Origin of the sequence: Bradyrhizobium sp. ORS 375 (assembly GCF_000239775.1) — a bacterium.
Lineage (GTDB): Bacteria > Pseudomonadota > Alphaproteobacteria > Rhizobiales > Xanthobacteraceae > Bradyrhizobium.
In genome coordinates, this window is record NZ_CAFI01000439.1 from 1 (window position 1) to 16,636 (window position 16,636).

General features: G+C 62.4%; 14 protein-coding genes and 1 pseudogene. 7 read left to right on the top strand and 8 right to left on the bottom strand.

Annotated features, from left to right (window positions below; genetic code table 11):
• Positions 1–569: 569 nt before the first annotated feature.
• A complete protein-coding gene (locus BRAO375_RS28835) occupies positions 570–1,259 on the bottom strand; it encodes an SDR family NAD(P)-dependent oxidoreductase (protein WP_244423359.1) in 690 nt (229 codons plus the stop codon).
• Between BRAO375_RS28835 and BRAO375_RS28840 the strand changes: the two are divergent.
• Positions 1,192–1,746, top strand: a pseudogene (locus BRAO375_RS28840) (branched-chain amino acid ABC transporter permease); the annotation flags it as partial. The gene BRAO375_RS28835 and the pseudogene BRAO375_RS28840 overlap by 68 nt on opposite strands.
• A gap of 104 nt (positions 1,747–1,850) precedes the next feature.
• On the top strand, positions 1,851–3,287 hold the full coding sequence (locus tag BRAO375_RS28845; RefSeq protein WP_009030962.1) for an NAD-dependent succinate-semialdehyde dehydrogenase: 1,437 nt from the start codon (positions 1,851–1,853) through the stop codon (positions 3,285–3,287).
• A gap of 156 nt (positions 3,288–3,443) precedes the next feature.
• On the opposite strand, the gene BRAO375_RS28850 is transcribed toward BRAO375_RS28845, so the two are convergent.
• The 5 genes from BRAO375_RS28850 to BRAO375_RS28870 form a co-directional block, all read right to left on the bottom strand.
• Positions 3,444–4,046 carry a TetR/AcrR family transcriptional regulator gene (locus tag BRAO375_RS28850; RefSeq protein ID WP_175345387.1) on the bottom strand — a complete coding sequence of 201 codons (603 nt, stop codon included), beginning with the start codon at positions 4,044–4,046 and terminating at the stop codon, positions 3,444–3,446.
• A gap of 105 nt (positions 4,047–4,151) precedes the next feature.
• On the bottom strand, positions 4,152–5,294 hold the full coding sequence (locus BRAO375_RS28855) for an iron-containing alcohol dehydrogenase (RefSeq protein WP_201767545.1): 1,143 nt from the start codon (positions 5,292–5,294) through the stop codon (positions 4,152–4,154).
• Between the two features lie 14 nt (positions 5,295–5,308).
• Complete coding sequence (locus tag BRAO375_RS38240; protein WP_175345388.1) at positions 5,309–5,482, bottom strand: hypothetical protein; 174 nt, start codon at positions 5,480–5,482, stop codon at positions 5,309–5,311.
• Positions 5,483–5,519: 37 nt separating this feature from the next.
• Positions 5,520–7,103, bottom strand: coding sequence for a phytoene desaturase family protein (locus BRAO375_RS28865; RefSeq protein WP_009030966.1), 1,584 nt, complete (start codon positions 7,101–7,103; stop codon positions 5,520–5,522).
• Between the two features lie 30 nt (positions 7,104–7,133).
• Positions 7,134–8,579, bottom strand: coding sequence for an aldehyde dehydrogenase (locus BRAO375_RS28870; protein WP_201767547.1), 1,446 nt, complete (start codon positions 8,577–8,579; stop codon positions 7,134–7,136).
• Between the two features lie 542 nt (positions 8,580–9,121).
• Between BRAO375_RS28870 and BRAO375_RS28875 the strand changes: the two genes are divergently transcribed.
• From BRAO375_RS28875 to BRAO375_RS28895, 5 genes are all read left to right on the top strand, one after another.
• Positions 9,122–10,603 (top strand): carotenoid oxygenase family protein, encoded by a 1,482-nt coding sequence (locus BRAO375_RS28875; protein WP_009030968.1) that lies wholly within the window; start codon positions 9,122–9,124, stop codon positions 10,601–10,603.
• Between the two features lie 40 nt (positions 10,604–10,643).
• Positions 10,644–11,306 carry a glutathione S-transferase family protein gene (locus BRAO375_RS28880; protein WP_009030969.1) on the top strand — a complete coding sequence of 221 codons (663 nt, stop codon included), beginning with the start codon at positions 10,644–10,646 and terminating at the stop codon, positions 11,304–11,306.
• A gap of 158 nt (positions 11,307–11,464) precedes the next feature.
• On the top strand, positions 11,465–12,646 hold the full coding sequence (locus BRAO375_RS28885; RefSeq protein WP_009030970.1) for an MFS transporter: 1,182 nt from the start codon (positions 11,465–11,467) through the stop codon (positions 12,644–12,646).
• Between the two features lie 65 nt (positions 12,647–12,711).
• The gene (locus BRAO375_RS28890; RefSeq protein WP_009030971.1) at positions 12,712–13,137 is read left to right on the top strand and encodes a GlcG/HbpS family heme-binding protein; all 426 of its coding nucleotides are present in this window, start codon (positions 12,712–12,714) and stop codon (positions 13,135–13,137) included.
• 287 nt (positions 13,138–13,424) lie between these two features.
• Positions 13,425–14,522, top strand: a complete 1,098-nt coding sequence (locus BRAO375_RS28895; RefSeq protein WP_009030972.1) for a hypothetical protein — start codon at positions 13,425–13,427, stop codon at positions 14,520–14,522.
• 55 nt (positions 14,523–14,577) lie between these two features.
• Here BRAO375_RS28895 and BRAO375_RS28900 read toward each other — a convergent pair whose 3' ends face one another.
• Together BRAO375_RS28900 and BRAO375_RS28905 are read right to left on the bottom strand one after the other, a co-directional pair.
• Positions 14,578–15,525: a LysR family transcriptional regulator gene (locus tag BRAO375_RS28900; RefSeq protein WP_009030973.1), complete on the bottom strand. Its 948-nt coding sequence runs from the start codon at positions 15,523–15,525 to the stop codon at positions 14,578–14,580.
• Between the two features lie 78 nt (positions 15,526–15,603).
• Entirely contained in the window at positions 15,604–16,608 is a 1,005-nt protein-coding gene (locus BRAO375_RS28905) for an amidohydrolase family protein (RefSeq protein WP_009030974.1), read from the bottom strand.
• Positions 16,609–16,636: the final 28 nt, after the last annotated feature.

A 16,636-nucleotide genomic window follows, 5' to 3' on the forward strand; every position in this document is an offset into this window, starting at 1 on the left:
ACACTCCCTTCAGTCTGCTTGGGTATGCCTCACCACCGCCAATCAGCGCGTTGAGACGGCCTGTAAGTTTCGACACAGACCTCGCCCGGGCGTCGGTCATCTCTCGACACCGTCACCGTCTCGACAAGATCTCGGATTGCTTCGGCAGCCTCCTCGTCACCTGCGCTCACACCTTGCCGAGCGCACTTTCGAGCCCCACCAATTGCTCTTCGTATCGCCTTAGAATGACGGGGTGAGATGAATGTTGTTTTCGGCCCTGCGGCTGAGATTGAAAGAGCGAGGGGCTGCGCGCGAGCCCAGTTCCGCGTCCATCCGCGGCGCATTCGTCAGGCGCGTAGCGGGAAGGTGAACAGCTTCATCATTCGCGCTGCGCGCGACGAATGCCCCGGGGCGCAACGCACACCTTGAGTGATGAACGAACCTTTGACGGGACGTCGACTGTCCGACGGCAATTGCTCATCGTCCGCTGCGTCGAAACTGATGCAGTTGCGTGGTAAGGGCGCTTGTTGGAACGTGCTCGCCGTCGCAGTCGGAAGCTCCAGCTGGTTTCGACGACGTGGCAAAGAGGGTCAGGCCGGCCAGCACTGAGTGCCGCCATCGATACGCAGCACTTGACCCGAAACGAATGCCCCCATCGGACCGGCGAAGAATTCGACGACGCGCGCGACCTCGTCGACCGTGGCGATGCGGTCGAGTGTGCCGGTCTCGACCAGACGGTTCGCGTCGACGGCGCGGGTGCCGAGGAAGCGGCCGGTGCGCGTATCGCCAGGCGCGATGCAGTTGACGGTGATGTCGTAGGGGCGGAGCTGGTCGGCGAGACAGCGCGTGTGGTGCGTCACGCCCGCTTTCGCCACCGCATAGATCGCGCCGTTGGTGCGGCCCTTGAACGCGGCCACCGAGCCGAGCGTGACGATGCGGCCGCGCCGACGCTCTATCATGCCGCGCGCGACGGCCTGGCAGGTCAGGATGGTCGAGAGCAGGTTGCGATCCAGCACCGCGCGCACGTCAGCCTCCTTGATGTCGACGGCGTCGTTCGGGTCGGGTTTGCCGCCTCCGGCCGCGATGTCGCCGCCGGCATTGTGGACGAGAATGTCGATCGGACCGAGGGCCGCCTCAGTTTCCGCGACCACTCTTGAAATGTCGTCAGCCTGGGTGAGGTCGCCCAGCGCGCGCACGGTGCGGGCGCCGAAGGTGTTGCCGATCTCCGCGGCGACGGCGGTCGCGGCGGGAGCCGCGGGCGCTCTGGTGGCGCTGTTCATCTCCCACCGGCGCGGCATCTACTACGCCTTCATGACCATCGCCTTCGGTCAGATCTTCTGGACATTGTCGATCAAGTCACACGGTGTCACCGGCGGCGAGGATGGTCTGCTCAAGATCAGGCGGCTGCCGGCAGATTTCGGCATGGTGTCGTTTGATCTCACCGACAATGTTGCGTTCTACTATTTTGTGCTTGCGGTCTTCGCGGTCGGTGTCGTCGTGCTGTGGCGTCTGGTGCACTCGCCCTACGGCCGCGTGATCGCCGCCATCAAGCAGAGCGAGGTCCGCGCAGCCCATCTCGGATACAACGTGTGGCTCTATAAGGCCTCGGTCTTCACGCTGTCGGCGGCACTGTCCGGCCTTGCTGGGGGCTTGTTCGCGATGGCACAACTCGCCGCATTCCCGGACGTCATGAGCCTGCACCAATCAGGCTACGTCGTGATGATGACACTGGTTGGCGGCGGCCTCGTCAGCTTCTGGGGGCCGGTGATCGGCGTTTCGCTCTTCCTGACCGCGCGTGACGTGATCGGTGCGCTGACCAACGCCTGGATGCGCCGCCTGAAGCCGGCACACGGAACGACAGGGGGAGTCCATTGGCCTATTCGAACACGCAGCTCTTCATCGGCGGTCGATGGCGACCCGCCCAATCGGGCAACGTTCTCGATATCAGAAATCCAGCCACCGAAGAGGTCATCGGCACCGTCGCCCATGCTGGCAAGGCCGACCTCGACGAGGCGCTGGCGGCCGCCGCCGCGGGTTACCGGGTCTGGCGCCATGTCGCGCCCTTCGAGCGCTGCCGCATCATGCGCAGGGCAGCCGCGATCATGCGCGAGCGCAATGACGAGATCGCACCGCTGCTGACGATGGAGCAGGGCAAGACCCTGGCCGAGGCCAAGATGGAGGCGATGGCCGCCGCCGACGTCATCGAATGGTTTGCCGAGGAAGCCAAGCGCGCCTATGGCCGTCTGATCCCGGCGCGCGGGCCCGGCATCTATCAGCTTGCGATGAAGGAGCCGGTCGGCCCGGTCGCGGCGTTCACACCCTGGAATTTTCCGATCAATCAGGTCGTGCGCAAGCTGTCGGCCGCCCTCGCCGCCGGCTGCTCGATCATCGTCAAGGCGCCGGAGGAGACGCCGGCCTCGCCGGCGCAGCTCATTCGCGCATTCGCGGATGCGGGCGTGCCCGATGGGGTCATCAACCTCGTCTATGGCGTGCCGTCGGAGATTTCAGAATACCTGATCCCGCACCCGGTGATCCGAAAGATCTCTTTCACCGGCTCCACTCGCGTCGGCAAGCAGCTTAACGCGCTCGCCGGCCTGCACATGAAGCGTGCCACCATGGAGCTCGGCGGCCACGCGCCGGCAATCGTGTTCAAGGATGCCGATGTCACTTCGGCCGCAAAGATCCTGGCGGCAGCAAAGTATCGCAACGCCGGACAGGTCTGCATCTCGCCGACGCGCATGTTGGTGCAGGACGAGGTATTCCGTGAGTTCGTCGACACATTCGTGGACAGCGCTAAGGCGTTCAAGGTCGGCAACGGCCTCGATCCGGAGTCCAAGATGGGTTCGCTCGCCAACCCGCGCCGCGTTGCTGCGATCGAAGGCATGGTACAGGACGCGGTCGGCAAGGGCGCCAGGCTGGAGACCGGTGGGCATCGCGTCGGCAACAAGGGCTATTTCTACGCCCCGACCGTCGTCAGCGACGTGCCGAAGGATGCGCGCGCCATGAACGAGGAACCGTTCGCGCCCCTGGCCCTGATCTCGCGCTTCTCGACCTTCGACGAAGTGGTCGAGGAGGCCAACCGTCTGCCGTTTGGCCTTGCCTCCTATGCTTTCACCAGCTCGACGAAGACAGCAACCGCAGTCGGCGCGGCCGTCGAGGCCGGCATGATGTCGATCAACAGCTTCGGCCTCGCGCTGCCTGAAGTCCCGTTCGGTGGAATCAAGGAGTCCGGCTACGGTTCGGAAGGTGGCACCGAGGCGATGGAAGGTTACTTCAATACCAAGTTTATCTCGCAGACTGGCGTATGATCGGGAGCAAATCGCGCGACATCAACTCGCGGCTCATTCCCATCGCCACGGCAAAGCCGCATTATCCTCGGAAGCGCGGAAGTGAAATATGAACCGTAGTGGGCACGGATGCGGCCAAGGTGTCTGGTGGCATGTGTTGCCATTCGTCATGGGCGGTCAGGCTCGTTGTGGGCGCTGGCTCCAGACGTGTCCCTTGCGCAATGTCTTTTTCGCATTGGTCACGACGGTCTCGGCCGCCACGATATCGATGCCAAGCACCCGCAGGATGGCTTGGGCCGCCATTGCCGGAATCGAGTCGTCTCTTTTGACCAATGCTTCGCGCATCGCGGCGCTGACGATGGCCAACAGCATCGCATACAGGGCCGGCGAGTCGACCGTCTTGAAATAACCCTGGCGGATGCCGATGCCGACATCCTTGCGAATCCCCGCAAAGATCTGCTCACGAAATTCTCCGAGATCGGAGAGTGCGTGGACGATCAGGCGCCCCCATGTCGGATCCTGCAGACCGCGTTCGATGAACAGCATCGTTGCGAGCGCAACGCGCTCGGTGCCCTGCTCAATTCCAGAAATCGCCTCGTCGACCTCGCGGACCAATGCGGCCGCGACGGCGCCGGCAACGGCCTCGACCAGCTCCGTCTTGTTTCGGAAGTGATAATAGAAGCTTCCGTTGGACAGCCCGGCCTGCTCGGCGACTTCCATGACGGACGTGCGTTCGATTCCGTTTTTGGCCATGACCGCGATAGCCGTGTCCAGGATCAACGCTCGCGTCCGCAGGCGCTTGGTGTCGTCCTGACTTGCATCCTGAAAGTGACGGCTCTTCTTCGTCCGAGGCGAGTGCGTGCTCATGTCACGGCAATAGCACGGTCAGGCTGCGGTGGCACCGATCATCCCATCCAATGAACGCTGAATCATCTCCGTATATTCCGCCGCAGACGGATGGTAGCGTGCGGTCTGGTTGAACGGGCTCGCATGCGCGCGCGAACCCAAAGCTGAGACGTCGGTCCCCCGGTAACCAAGTTCGGCCAAGGTCGCCGGCAGGTTCAAGGTCCGCATCAGCACGGCGATGGCCGCGGAAAGCGATGCACCGGGGGAAAGTCCCATCGCAGCCGCAATGGCCGCGGCCCGATCGGCGGCGTGACGACTGACGGAATCCAACGAGCAGACCAGGCCAATGCCGCTCAAGAGTCCGTGATGGAAGCCCTGGTCGCCGCAGGTGATCGCGATGGCGTGCGCCGGTCCTAGGCCCATGCTGATGGCTACGCCGCCTGCATAGGCCGCGGCCATCATCTCCGATCGTGCGCGAAGGTCACCGCCGCGCTGGGTTGCGTCTCGGATGGCCGCCATTGCTCGCCGAATGCCGTCCAATGCAAGCGCGTCGGCAAAGGGTAGCATTCGGCTGGAAAGATAACCTTCCACGCAGTGTGAGATCGCATCGATTCCGGTGGCCGCGGTGAGCCGGGGCGGCAGCGTCAACGACAGCTCCGGATCGAGCATCGCAAGATGCGGCACGATGGCGGGCGAACTCATTCCCGTCGAGGCGGTCGTGGCGTCCGGGTGGATGCCGGCATCGGGCGATGCCTCGCTTCCTGTCCCGGCAGTGGTCGGAATCACTGCAAGCGGGGCGCATCGCCGAGGCTTGGCCGTGGGATTGCCGGCATAGTTGGTTACGCTGCCAGGGTTGGTTGCGAGCAGCGCGATGTATTTGGCCGTGTCGATCACCGAGCCGCCGCCGAGCGCGATCACGCCATCGCAATGGCTTGTCCGGTAGAGCGCCGCACCCCGGTCAGCGTCCGAGAACAGGGGGTTTTCGGTCACGTCGTTCAGGATTGCCGCGGCCGGGCTCCGCTTGAGCGCGGCGTTGACGCGATCGACCAGGCCGACCGTCGTGATCCCTTGGTCGGTCACCAGCATCGGCCGCCTCATACCCAGACGATCGAGCTCCTCGTCGAGGCAGGACAGTGCACCGGCCCCGAACACGGTGCGGGGAAGTTGCAGTGATGCGATCATCTGCAATCCGGTGATCATTTTCCGCCGAGGACCATGCGCAATGCTTTCACAACGAGAGCCCAGCTCAGAAACCTGTAGCCGGCCCGCAGCTCGTCGCCGCGAACGACGCCCTTCATCGGCATGGCGCCCATGATCGTGCCGCCGATGACAATCCCGTCCTCGGTTGCGTCGACGCTGGTGATCGTCATCAGCTCGGTCCCTTCCGGTGTGAAGATCCGCATCGCCTCACCCGATCAAGCTGTCGAAGTTGATCTTCAGATCCTGGCAGGCCCTGATCGCGGTCGCGCGGCCTGCGCCGCTGACGCTCGAGACGTTGATCGCGGTTCCCGTGAGATAGAGGTTCTCGATGCCTGGTATCTTCAGTTTCGCGAGCTCGGGATTGGGACGGTGGCCCCCGATCTGGTGCAGATATTCGCCGGCCCCGCTTACGTCGCCCTTCTGGAACATCGATGAATGCCGTGACACTTCCAATGGCGTATCGAACCGGCGGCCGATGATGTTCTCATGGGTGACGTTGGGTGCATATTCGCGGTAACGCTCCAGCAGCCAATCGCCGATTTCCCATTGGCGCTCATCCCAGGATGCCGCGCCGGTCCGCAGGTCGAACGGACCGAAGCCATAGACGGTGATCGCGGCCTTGCCCGGGGGACATTGGGTCTCATCGAACTGGCACTGCATATGCGAGGCCAGAATGGTGTCGGTCGATCCTTCGCTCCACATGTCGCCGTAGCGATAATTGTCGAAGACGCGCAGGAATCGCTCGAGCGTAGGCGGTGCATAATTGGCGAGGATCACCCGGCCGGCCTCCGCGCCGGCCTTGTATTTCGGGGGTTCGTTAAGCGCGAGATGCTGGGGCATGATGGAGAAGGCGCCAGTTTTGACTCGCCTGGCGCGGGCGACGACATCCGGGGCCACTTTCTCAACCATATCGCCGATCAGCCAAGGATGAATTTGACCGATGACGGCAACACGCGCGTTGATCTCCTCGCCGGACGCCAGCCGGACCGAGGTGGCGCGGCCGTTTTGGACCAGGACCTTCTCGACCGGTGCTTCCGTCCGAAGCTCCGCGCCATGATCTTCAAGGCAGGCGACCAATGCGTCGACCAGCGCGCCGCTGCCGCCGACCGGGACGCCGATCGGATAGGTGTGAACCATCCCCGGCATGGTGTAGAGGATGAAGCCAGTGCCCATGTCCTCCGGCGCGGTCAGCGTCTCCGCGGCGAACTTGAGCAGATGAATGATCAGCTTGTCGCTCTCGAACCACTCGCGGCAGATGTCGAGCTTGCTCATCTGCAGAGCGCGGAAAATCTCCTGTCCCTCCACGCTCTGGTCGAGCAGGGCGTAAAACGGCCCTTGCTGCGGCGCGGGCGTGAACAGGCTCTGCGTCACCATCGGCACGATCTTCATGCTCATCGCCGCAAAGCGGCGGTACGCCTCGGCGTCTCTGGGCGAGATCCTGGCAATGCTGTCGCAGGTCCGGTCAACATCCTTGTAGGTGATGAGGGAGGAGCCGTCCTCGAACATCGTCGAATAGACAGCGTCCGGATAGAGATATTTCAAGCCGTATTTGGATTGAAGCTTCAGCTCGTCATTCCTGATCAGCGGATTGGCCTGGATATTGACGTGCAACGACGAATGCAGGTCGAACTTGAAGCCGGGCGCCAGGATTTCCTTGGTCACCACGCCACCGCCGAGCCAGTCATTCTTTTCCAGAACGAGCACGCTCAGGCCTGCCTTGGCCAGATAGGCTGCGGTCGTCAGGCCGTTATGGCCGGACCCGACGACCACGATGTCGTAGCTCTTGGACATTGGATGTTCCTCGCGATCGCGGCAAAGGGGTCAGATCGGATAGTGCTGGTTGGGATCCTCGACGGAGATCCACTGCACGTCGGTGAATTCATGGATGCCCGGGGCACCGCCGAACCGGCCATATCCGCTTGCCTTCATGCCGCCGAGCGGCATCTGAGCTTCGTCGTTGATGGTCGGTCCGTTGATATGGCAGCAGCCGAAATCGAGCCGCTGCGCGATCACCATCGCGAGACCGACATCCCTGGTGAAGATCGCGGAGGAAAGACCATATTCGGTGTCGTTGGCGACACGGATGGCGTCCTCGACGTCATTGACGCGCACAATCGTCGTGACCGGTCCAAAGGACTCCTCGTAGTAGATGTCCATGCCGGGCCTGACGTGATCGAGCAGTGCCGCATTCATCAGCGCGCCGTCTGCTTCGCCGCCGGCAAGCAGCTTTGCGCCTTTTCCAACCGCGTCCGCAATCAGTGCCTGCACGCGATGAACGGACTGGACGGAGATCAATCCGCCGAGCGGAACATCGCTGGTCAACGGATTGCCCGCGACCAGAGTCTTGGCCTTCGCTGCCAGCTTGCCGGCGAACTCGTCGGCGACGGCATGATCGACCACCACACGCTCGGTCGACATGCAGATTTGACCCTGGTGCATGTAGGCGCCGAACGCGGTCGCTGCGACCGCGGCGTCGATATCAGCATCTCTCAACACCAGAATCGGAGCTTTGCCACCGAGCTCAAGCAGTGCCGGCTTCAGATACCGGGCACAAGTCTCAGCGACGATCCTGCCCGTTCGCGTCGAACCGGTGAAGTTGACGCGGCGGACGGCCGGATGAGCGATCATCGCCTCGGCGACAGCTCCGGCATCCTGCGGCTTGTGAGTGATGAAGTTGAGGACGCCCGGTGGTAGCCCCGCATCGTGCATGACCTGCGCGAGCTTGAACTGGGTCCCGGGACTAAGCTCGGAGGCCTTGAGAACGACCGTGTTGCCGCAAGCAATGGCCGTGCAGAACGCGCGCACCGCCAGGATCACCGGTGCGTTCCATGGCGCTATCGCCAACACCACGCCAGCGGGGCGTCGTACCGCCATCGAGAACATTCCCGGCTTGTTGCTCGGAATGATCTCTCCCTTCACCTGTGTGGTAAGACCGGCGGCTTCCCGCAACATGCCGGCGGCAAGTTTCGCGTTGAACACATACCAGGGCTTCGAGGCTCCGGTCTCGCCGATCATGACGTCCCTGAACTCGTCAGTGCGCGCTTCGAGCAATGCGGCGGCTCGTAGGAGAATGTCGCGCTTGGCGGCGGGGGCGGTCGCGGCCCAGGTGGGAAAAGCCGCCGCGCAGGACTCGACCGCTTCGACGGCTTGTTCGGGCGTCGCTGCGGATGATTGTGTGACCAGATCGCCGCTGATGGGGCTGCGCCTTTCGAACCGTCCGGCGGCGCCGGGCCGCTCCACGCCGTCGATGATCAATGATGCCTCGATCATGCATTCCTCCCGAAGCCGTCGGATGCCCTGGTTCAGTCACCGGGTCCGTGTCCATTATTTTTGAGAGTAGTCTCGAAATTGTCTGGCTGTCAAACTGAACATCGCGTGAAGCGAAGATGACGATCCGGATCTGTGATCTGGAGACACTGCAGAGGGCCGCCGCACTGCAAGGCGGGGCATGTATCGACAACGTCGATACATCTCATCGATACAATCTGTTTTGCGATTGGAGGGGCCATCCATAGACTGTCAATTCGGAAAACCGAAAAATGATGATTGTGGAGGGATGCTTTGCGTGGGTGATGTTGACGCCGTTACTGCCAAATCGACTGACAACTCGGATGGGCTCTCGGCTGTTGTCTTCAGGAGTTATCTCCTGTGTGGGGGCCGGATAGGCCTCGCGAAATCCAGCACAGCGTTTCCACCGTATTCGAGGGCCGGTACGTCCAGCCGTGAATCAGAAATCGCTCGCTCGATCATGGAGCGACGCCGGTTTCCATGATCCCGCCGTTTCGATCTCGTTGTGAAAGGAAATCAAAATGAACGAACATGCGCGGCCGGCGGAAGGGTTGCGGTTTCCGGATGATATCGTCTTCCAGGGGTACGCCGCACCCGTTCGGGTCGAAGGGAGCGTTCACGACCTGGAAGTGGTCGGTGCCATTCCTCCCGAACTCGAAGGCGCCTATTACCGCAACAGCGCGGACCATGCCTATCCGCCGCTGCACGGCCGCGACATTTTCCTGAATGGCGACGGCATGGTGCACATGGTGCGGTTCGAGCGCGGGCACGCCGACCTCACCACGCGCTACGTGCGCACGCGCAAGTTCGAGCTGGAGCGGACAGCCAGGCGAGCGTTATTCGGTGCCTACCGCAATTCGTTCACTGACTCCCCCGAAGTTGCGGGCGAGGACGCCAACACGGCAAACACATCCGTGATGTGGCACCACGGCAAGCTGTACGCCTTGAAGGAATCCGGCAGGCCGTACGAACTTGATCCGCTCACCCTGGAGACTCGCGGGCAGAGCGACTTTGGCGGCCAGTTGAAGAGCCGGACCTTCACGGCTCACCCGAAGTTCGATCCTTTGACCGGCGAATGTATCGCCTTCGCCTACAATTGCGAGGGCGTGGCCAGCGACGAAATCGAGCTCTACCGGGTCGACAACGAAGGCTGTTTCACTCGGACCGAACGCTTCAAGGCGCCGTACTGCTCTATGGTGCACGATTTCCTGGTCTCGCGAAACTACATCGCTTTCGTCATCTGTCCGATGATTTGCGATTGGGAACGCGTCAAGCGCGGCGAGCCGTATTGGCACTGGGACAGCCATCGCAAGACCTATATCGGCGTGATTCCGCGTGCGCAGGGCGTCGACGCTATTCGCTGGTTCACCGCGCCGAAGCTGGCAATGCAGACGCACACGTTCAACGCCTGGGAAGACGGCAGCAGGCTGGTGCTCGATCATTTCGTGACCGAGTCCGGCTGGCTGAGTCAGTTTCCGGATCTGCACAATCCCAATGCGCATGAAATGCCGCCATTCGGCGAGCGCTGGATCGTGGATCTCGCAAGCGAAGCCGACCACGTCGAGATCAGGCGGTTCATCTCGCATATCGGCGAGATGCCGGTGATCGATCCGCGCTTTGCAATGGGCCGCGCCCGGCATTACTGGTTCGGGACCAACAATCCGAAGCTGGGACCCATGCTGCCGTTTGGCCCGAAGGGGCCGCCCTTTACCTGCTTGGGCCACTTCGACGAGAGGACCGGAGCGCTGGATTTCTACTACGCCGGGCCCGACTCGTCCCCGGAGGAGCCGTACTTCGTTCCCCGACGCGCCGACGCAGCCGAAGGTGACGGATGGCTGCTGTCAATGGTCGGTCGAAGAGCCGAGAACCGGACCGACCTGGTGATCCTCGATGCTCTGCATCTGAGCCGTGGGCCTGTTGCCGTCGTGAAGTTCCCGTGCCGGGTGCACGAGGGCTTTCACGGTACCTGGGTCAGCCAAAAAGTACTTGAGCGGTCGCTATGATGCGCTCCCACCGATCTCAGCACGACGGAGGAATCAGGCAGTGATCAAGCTCTACGGATCGCTGCATTCGCGCGCACTTCGGAATGCGTGGATGCTCAGAGAGCTCGGATTGGAATGGGAGAACGTGCCCGCCAATTTTCAGGATGGCAGCACGCGTACGCCGGAGTTTCTCGCCATCAACCCCAATGGCCGTGTTCCTGCGCTCGAGGACGACGACCTGCGGCTGTGCGAGTCGCTTGCGATCAATCTCTATCTTGCCCGCAAGTACGGCGGCCCGCTCGCGCCGCGCACGATGGAGGAGGAGGCGCTCGCAACCCAATGGAGCTTCTGGGTCATCACTGAAATCGAGAAGCCGCTGCTGCTGGCTGCGGCCAACCGCGTTCTGTTCGAGCCTGCGAGTGCGCGACGTGAGGCTGAGGTCGACATCGCGCTCGGCAAGCTCGCGCGGCCCTGGGGCGTCCTCGACGCTCATCTGCAGAAGCAGGCTCATCTTGTGAATGAGCACTTCACCGTCGCCGACCTGAACGTCGCATCGGTCATGACGCTTCTTCCGCTCGCCGGAATCGATATTCAGGCGTGGCCGGCCATGCGACGTTGGTTGCTTGAATGTCTGGAGCGCCCTGCGGTCGCAGACTGGAAGGATGTCAGCTTCAGGATCCCTCGTCCGGAAACGCCGCTCGAGGTGCTACGGATGTTCATTTGACGCGTGATGCCGGACAGGGCCGGTGGAACGCGGTGGTCACGGCGCTGTTCCGGCCTGGCTTGCCAGCTCTGACTTGCAAGATAGGGCGCGTTCGCGGGGCCGGATGCGTGACCCTTGGAGATCAATGCAGATAAACAATAAGCGATCGGGAGGGAAAGATGAAAACCACGAGCGAGACATGGTCGGGGCGCACCGTCCTCCTGGTATCACATGTGGCCGGGCTCGCAGATCTCGTCGCTCTCCCGCTATGGGTGGGCGGTCTCGTGCAGTCGCACGGCTTTACGTCGCAACAAGCGGGATTTCTTGTCACCCTTTATATCGGCGGGATTCTCGCCAGTAATCTGATCTTAGGACCGCGCTTCGACCGCGTTGACGGCCGGCTGGTGGCCGGCCTTGGTTTTGCGGTCGCAGCCGGGTGTTTCCTGTCAATGACCCAACTCGGCGGGCTCGCCGTGTTTGCGCCATTGCACCTCCTTGCTGGCCTGGGCGCAGGGGCAGGGCTCTCGTGCGTGCACGGCACGATCGGCCGTAGCGGCAATCCGCATCGCCTCTTCGCAATCGTCAATGTCGGTGTCGGTGCGTTCGGCATTCCGTTCTTCGCGATCGTCCCGCACCTGATGGTCGCGAGCGGACTTACGGCCGTCTTCATCGTCCTGGGCTCGTTGATGCTGACGGCGTCAGGCCTGAGTGTGGTTGCGTTTCCGCTCGCGCAGGCGGTCGCAGCACCCGCGCCCACCGGCGAACGCGAACGGAGCCCGCTTGCCATCCGCGTGATGGCCTTCGTCGGCGTCGTGCTCCTGACCTCGGCGCAGTCGGCGATCTTCAGCTTCATCGAGCGTATCGGCGCCGATCACGGCTTTCCCGCCGCATCGGTAGCGACCATGCTCGCGGTCGCTGCCTTCATCAATCTTGCAGCCCCCGTTCTGGCCGGGCTCCTTCAAGGACGGCTGTCGCCGACCCATGTCGCCGCTTGCGGCATGGTTCTGCACGGCTGCGCATCGTTGGTCATCACCCACGCGACGTTGTTTGCGGTCTATGCGGTCGCGGCGTCAACGCCGGTGTTCCTCGTCGTGATTTCCCACGTGTTCATGTTCGGCCTGATCGCAAAGCTTGATCGCCGTGGTCACATGGCGGCGCTGACGCCGGCGATGATGATGATCGGCACTGCGATCGGGCCGTTTCTCGGAGGCAGTGTTGTGACCGGGTTTGGGTATCCGGCGCTCGGTATCATCGCGGCGATGTTGGCGTGGGGAGCGGCCGCATGCTTCGTGGGCGTGCGCTTGCGGACCAGCGATCCCGGTATACTGTCGGCCGATCTGCCCGCGCGTCTTTCTGCGTGACCTCCGCACCGAATGTGCCAAGCGCGCTCCCGCTCGCGAAATCAGAACAAGGCAGATCTTTGTTGATGTCCGGACAGACGCACCAGCTGGCCTACGGCGCCCCGATCACACTTTCGCACGCCAAGGAGTTGGCAGCAGCGGCATTCAGCGAGGCGACACGACGCGGCTGGACATTCTCGATTGCAATCACCGACCCAAACGGCGACCTCGTCTACCTTGAGCGAATGGACGGTACGCACCTTCAGTCATGGACGATCGCGATCGAGAAGGCACGCACGGCGGCTCGATTTCGACGGCCGACAAAGGTGTTTTTCGATCTTGTGGAGGCCGGGCGGGTCTATATCACGACGCTTGCGCCGGGACTCGTTGCAGTGCCTGGCGGTGTCCCGATTGTCGAAGGCGGCAAGATCATCGGTGCGATCGGCGCCAGCGGAGGGACCGGTGAGCAGGACGAGATCGTGGCGCTCAGTGCTGTGGCAAACCTGATCTAGGCCGAATCCCATCGACGATCTTTCGTTCGGCTCACAACCGAAAGTCGTTGACAACGAATGTCATGAATGCGGCGTCGCCGCAGGCGATCGCCTGCTGCGATCGAACACGCGCTGGAACACCCCGAAGCGATACTATCAAGAACGACAATAGCTGATATCGATCGATTCTGTTTGTTTAGGAATCGTCTGCTCTCCAAGATTGCGATGTTTGCGCCAAGTTATTGAGAGAGCCCGGTCGGCCAAGGTTCCGAAGAGGATCGCAGCCGCCAACAACAAAGGGGGGATACATGGCATATCGTTGTCACTTGCTTGCTTCTGTCATCATCGTTCAGCTGAGCGCCGTTGCCAATGCCGCGGACCTGGCCGTCAAGGCGAGGCCGCCGGCGGATCAGCCGTTCTTCTTGGTGGTCGACAATCGAGCGACCGTCTCGTGGATGCCGAGCGGGACGACACCCGGTCAGTTCAGTGCCGGCCCAAATGGGACCGTCAACAGCACGACCGCCAAGCAGGTCTATGCGTTCACGCACTTCGACGCGTGGGCCTACGGTACCAACTTCGTCAACATCATGATGCTCAAGTCGGGTCACAATGATCCGGCGTCACCCTGTATCAACGCGGGCGTCACGATCAACTTCACAGCAGGATATTGTGCGGGGGCGACCGAGTTCTATGGCCTGTTTCGAAGCACCTTCGGATGGAATCAGATCTTCAACACCAATGCATTCAGCGCCGGGCCGTTGCACAACGTTTCCTTCGAAATCGGCGCGGACGCGGAGACGGCCAACATCTTTCTTGCTCCGGCCAAGCGACAGGCCGTCGCCGGCCTCCAATTTGCGTTTGACCTGCCATACAAGGGCTACTTCAACGTAGCGCCCCTGGTGTCCTGGGAGTTCTCCAACCACAACGCATTCACTCAGTGCGGAACCGCTTTCGCTGGCGGGCAGATTGCGGGCGCTAGCTGTAACGCCACCGGAAACATCCGCTATCGGCCCACATGGGCAGTCGAGGCCAACTACTACATGGACCTCGGCTTCCTGCCTCCTTCACTGCAATTCTTCTCGATCAGTGGCCGTGCCGGATGGTATGGGACCAAAGGGGATTCGAACGGCTTGCCAGCTCTCTCAGGCACGGGACGGTTCAGCACCGCAAGCGCGGTCGAGTTCAACAGCGAGCCCATCCGGCTGACGTTCGACGCCAGCAAGGCGGCGATGGGTCCCAAATACTCGCATCTGGTGGACGTCTGGGTTGCCTACCGGTATTGGCAGAACAAGTTCGGCCTCGATCACAACGCGGCGCCTGGGGTGTGCACCATCGCCGCGACTGGCCAAAGCACGAATTCCTGTACGGAAAAGACCGTCTATAGCGGTATCACCGTCAAGTTCTAGCTGATTGCCATATGCCAGGTCTCGAAGCGGCGCTGCGATGGTCGCGCAGCGCTGCTCAGGACAGGAGGAGGCCGGCAGGTTCCGAAACGGACCATCGTGCCTCCACCTCGGCCGCCGACGCCTGGATCATGTCACGCAGCCACTTGTTGGCGGGATCCTTGTCGAGATGCACCGGCCATTGCAGCCTTTCGGTGATGGTCGGGAGCTCGAATTCAGTCCGCAGAATACGAAGCGGCAGGCGCCGCGCGCGAGACAGGACCAGCCGCAAGGGCAGAATCGCCATATAGGGCGTCCCGACGATGAACTCGGGCACCAGGAGGAGGCTCTGTAGACGGATCGTCTTGGTGCGGCTGATCCCCATGGTCTGAAAGAACTGATCGACGATCCGGACGTTCAATCGCTCGTCGAGCGCAACGGAAACGTGGGTGAAGGTCGCAATCGCGTTCAGCGAGACAGCGGCCGACGCTGCCGTATTGCCGGCCCAGACGACAGGAACGAACCGCTCCTCCCAGAGCACGCTGGTATTGACGGCGGTATCGAAGGGAACGTTGGAGCCGATGAAAACGTCGAATTGGGCGACGGAGGCGCGCTCGCGCGACTCCGGGAGCGGCAGCTGGGAAATCGAAATGCCAGGGGCCACATGGGCGACCCGCCTGATGAGATTGGATAGGAGGAGGCCTGCCACGTAATCCAGTGCGACCACGGAAAAATCGTGCTCTGCGGTTTCCGGCGTGAACTCGGTGCGGGCCAGCGCGATCGTGCGTGCGCGCGCGACGAACTGATCAACCGATTCCGCAATCTGAGCGGCGAACGGCGTCGCCAGCATCTCGCGGCCGGATTGAATCAAGAGGTCGTCATCGAAGTGACTGCGTAATCGGGCCAGCGCGCTGCTGATCGTCGACTGTGTCAGGTTGAGCGTCTCGGCAACCCGGCTGACGTTCCTCATCTTGAGCAGCAGGTCCAGCACCAGCAGCAGGTTCAGGTCCAGTCTATGGCACCGCATAGGCCCTCCGCTGAAGACGCCGCATCGCGCGACATGTCTCGTGGGTTGGCGGCCAGCCGAGGTGCGTGGCCGATCCGTTCAGGACAGCGCAAACAGGCGCTCGGCGTTTTGGTGTGCAATCAGTTCGCGCTCGCGCTGCGTGAGCGCAGCTCCCTCGAGGAAGCGAACGGCTTCGGCGTCATCCTCGTAAGGGAAATCGGCGGCGAACAGGATGCGTTCAGCGCCGAGCACGTCGATCGAGAGGCGGAGTGCGGGCATCGAGGTGACGCCGGCCGTGGTGATCACGAAGTTGTCCAGGAAATATTCGCTCGGAAGTCGGGGCAGCTTTTCGACGGCGCCGATTTTCACCTGCAGCAGATAGCGGTTGTCGATGCGCTGCAGCCAGAACGGGATGCCTTCGCCCATATGTCCAAGAATGATCTTGAGCTTCGGATAGCGGGCAAAGGTGCCGGACATGATCAGTCGCATGGCGTGCAGTCCGGTCTCCGCCGCAAAGCCCCAGCCGGCGAAATACAGGCCGTAGTCGAGGAACGGCTGGACCATTCCGGGTCCAGGTTCCCGCGGGTGCAAGTACATCGGCAGGCCGGTCGCCTCCATGGCCTCGAAGATCGGGGCGTAGCGGGACGCATCAAGATATTCGCCGAACGTATGGGAATTGACGATCAGGCCGCGCAGGCCGAGCGCCTTGATCCGTTCGATCTCGCGTGCAGCAGCAACCGGATCCTGCGGCGCAATGGCGCCCAGTCCGGCCAGCCTTGTCGGCGTAGCGCGCACGGCTTCAGCCAGCGCATCGTTGGCGTCGGCGGCGAGCCGTACCGCGAGATCCGGCGCGAACACCTGGACGCCGGGGGACGTCAAGGAGAGCACCTGCATGTCGACACCGACCTTGTCCATATGGGCGATCCGGCCCGTGCCGATATCGATCAGGCGTCCGTGCAGCAGCGCGTTGCCGGGCGTGTCGGCCAGGATGCTTTCGCCCATCTTGGCGAAGCCCGGCTCGACGTCGGAGCGCGCCAGCACCTTCTTCCATTCCGCGGCGATCTCGGCGGTGACGAAGGCTTCCTCGACCGCAATCTTCTTCATGTCGATCTCCCTTGCGGCCGTCGGCCGC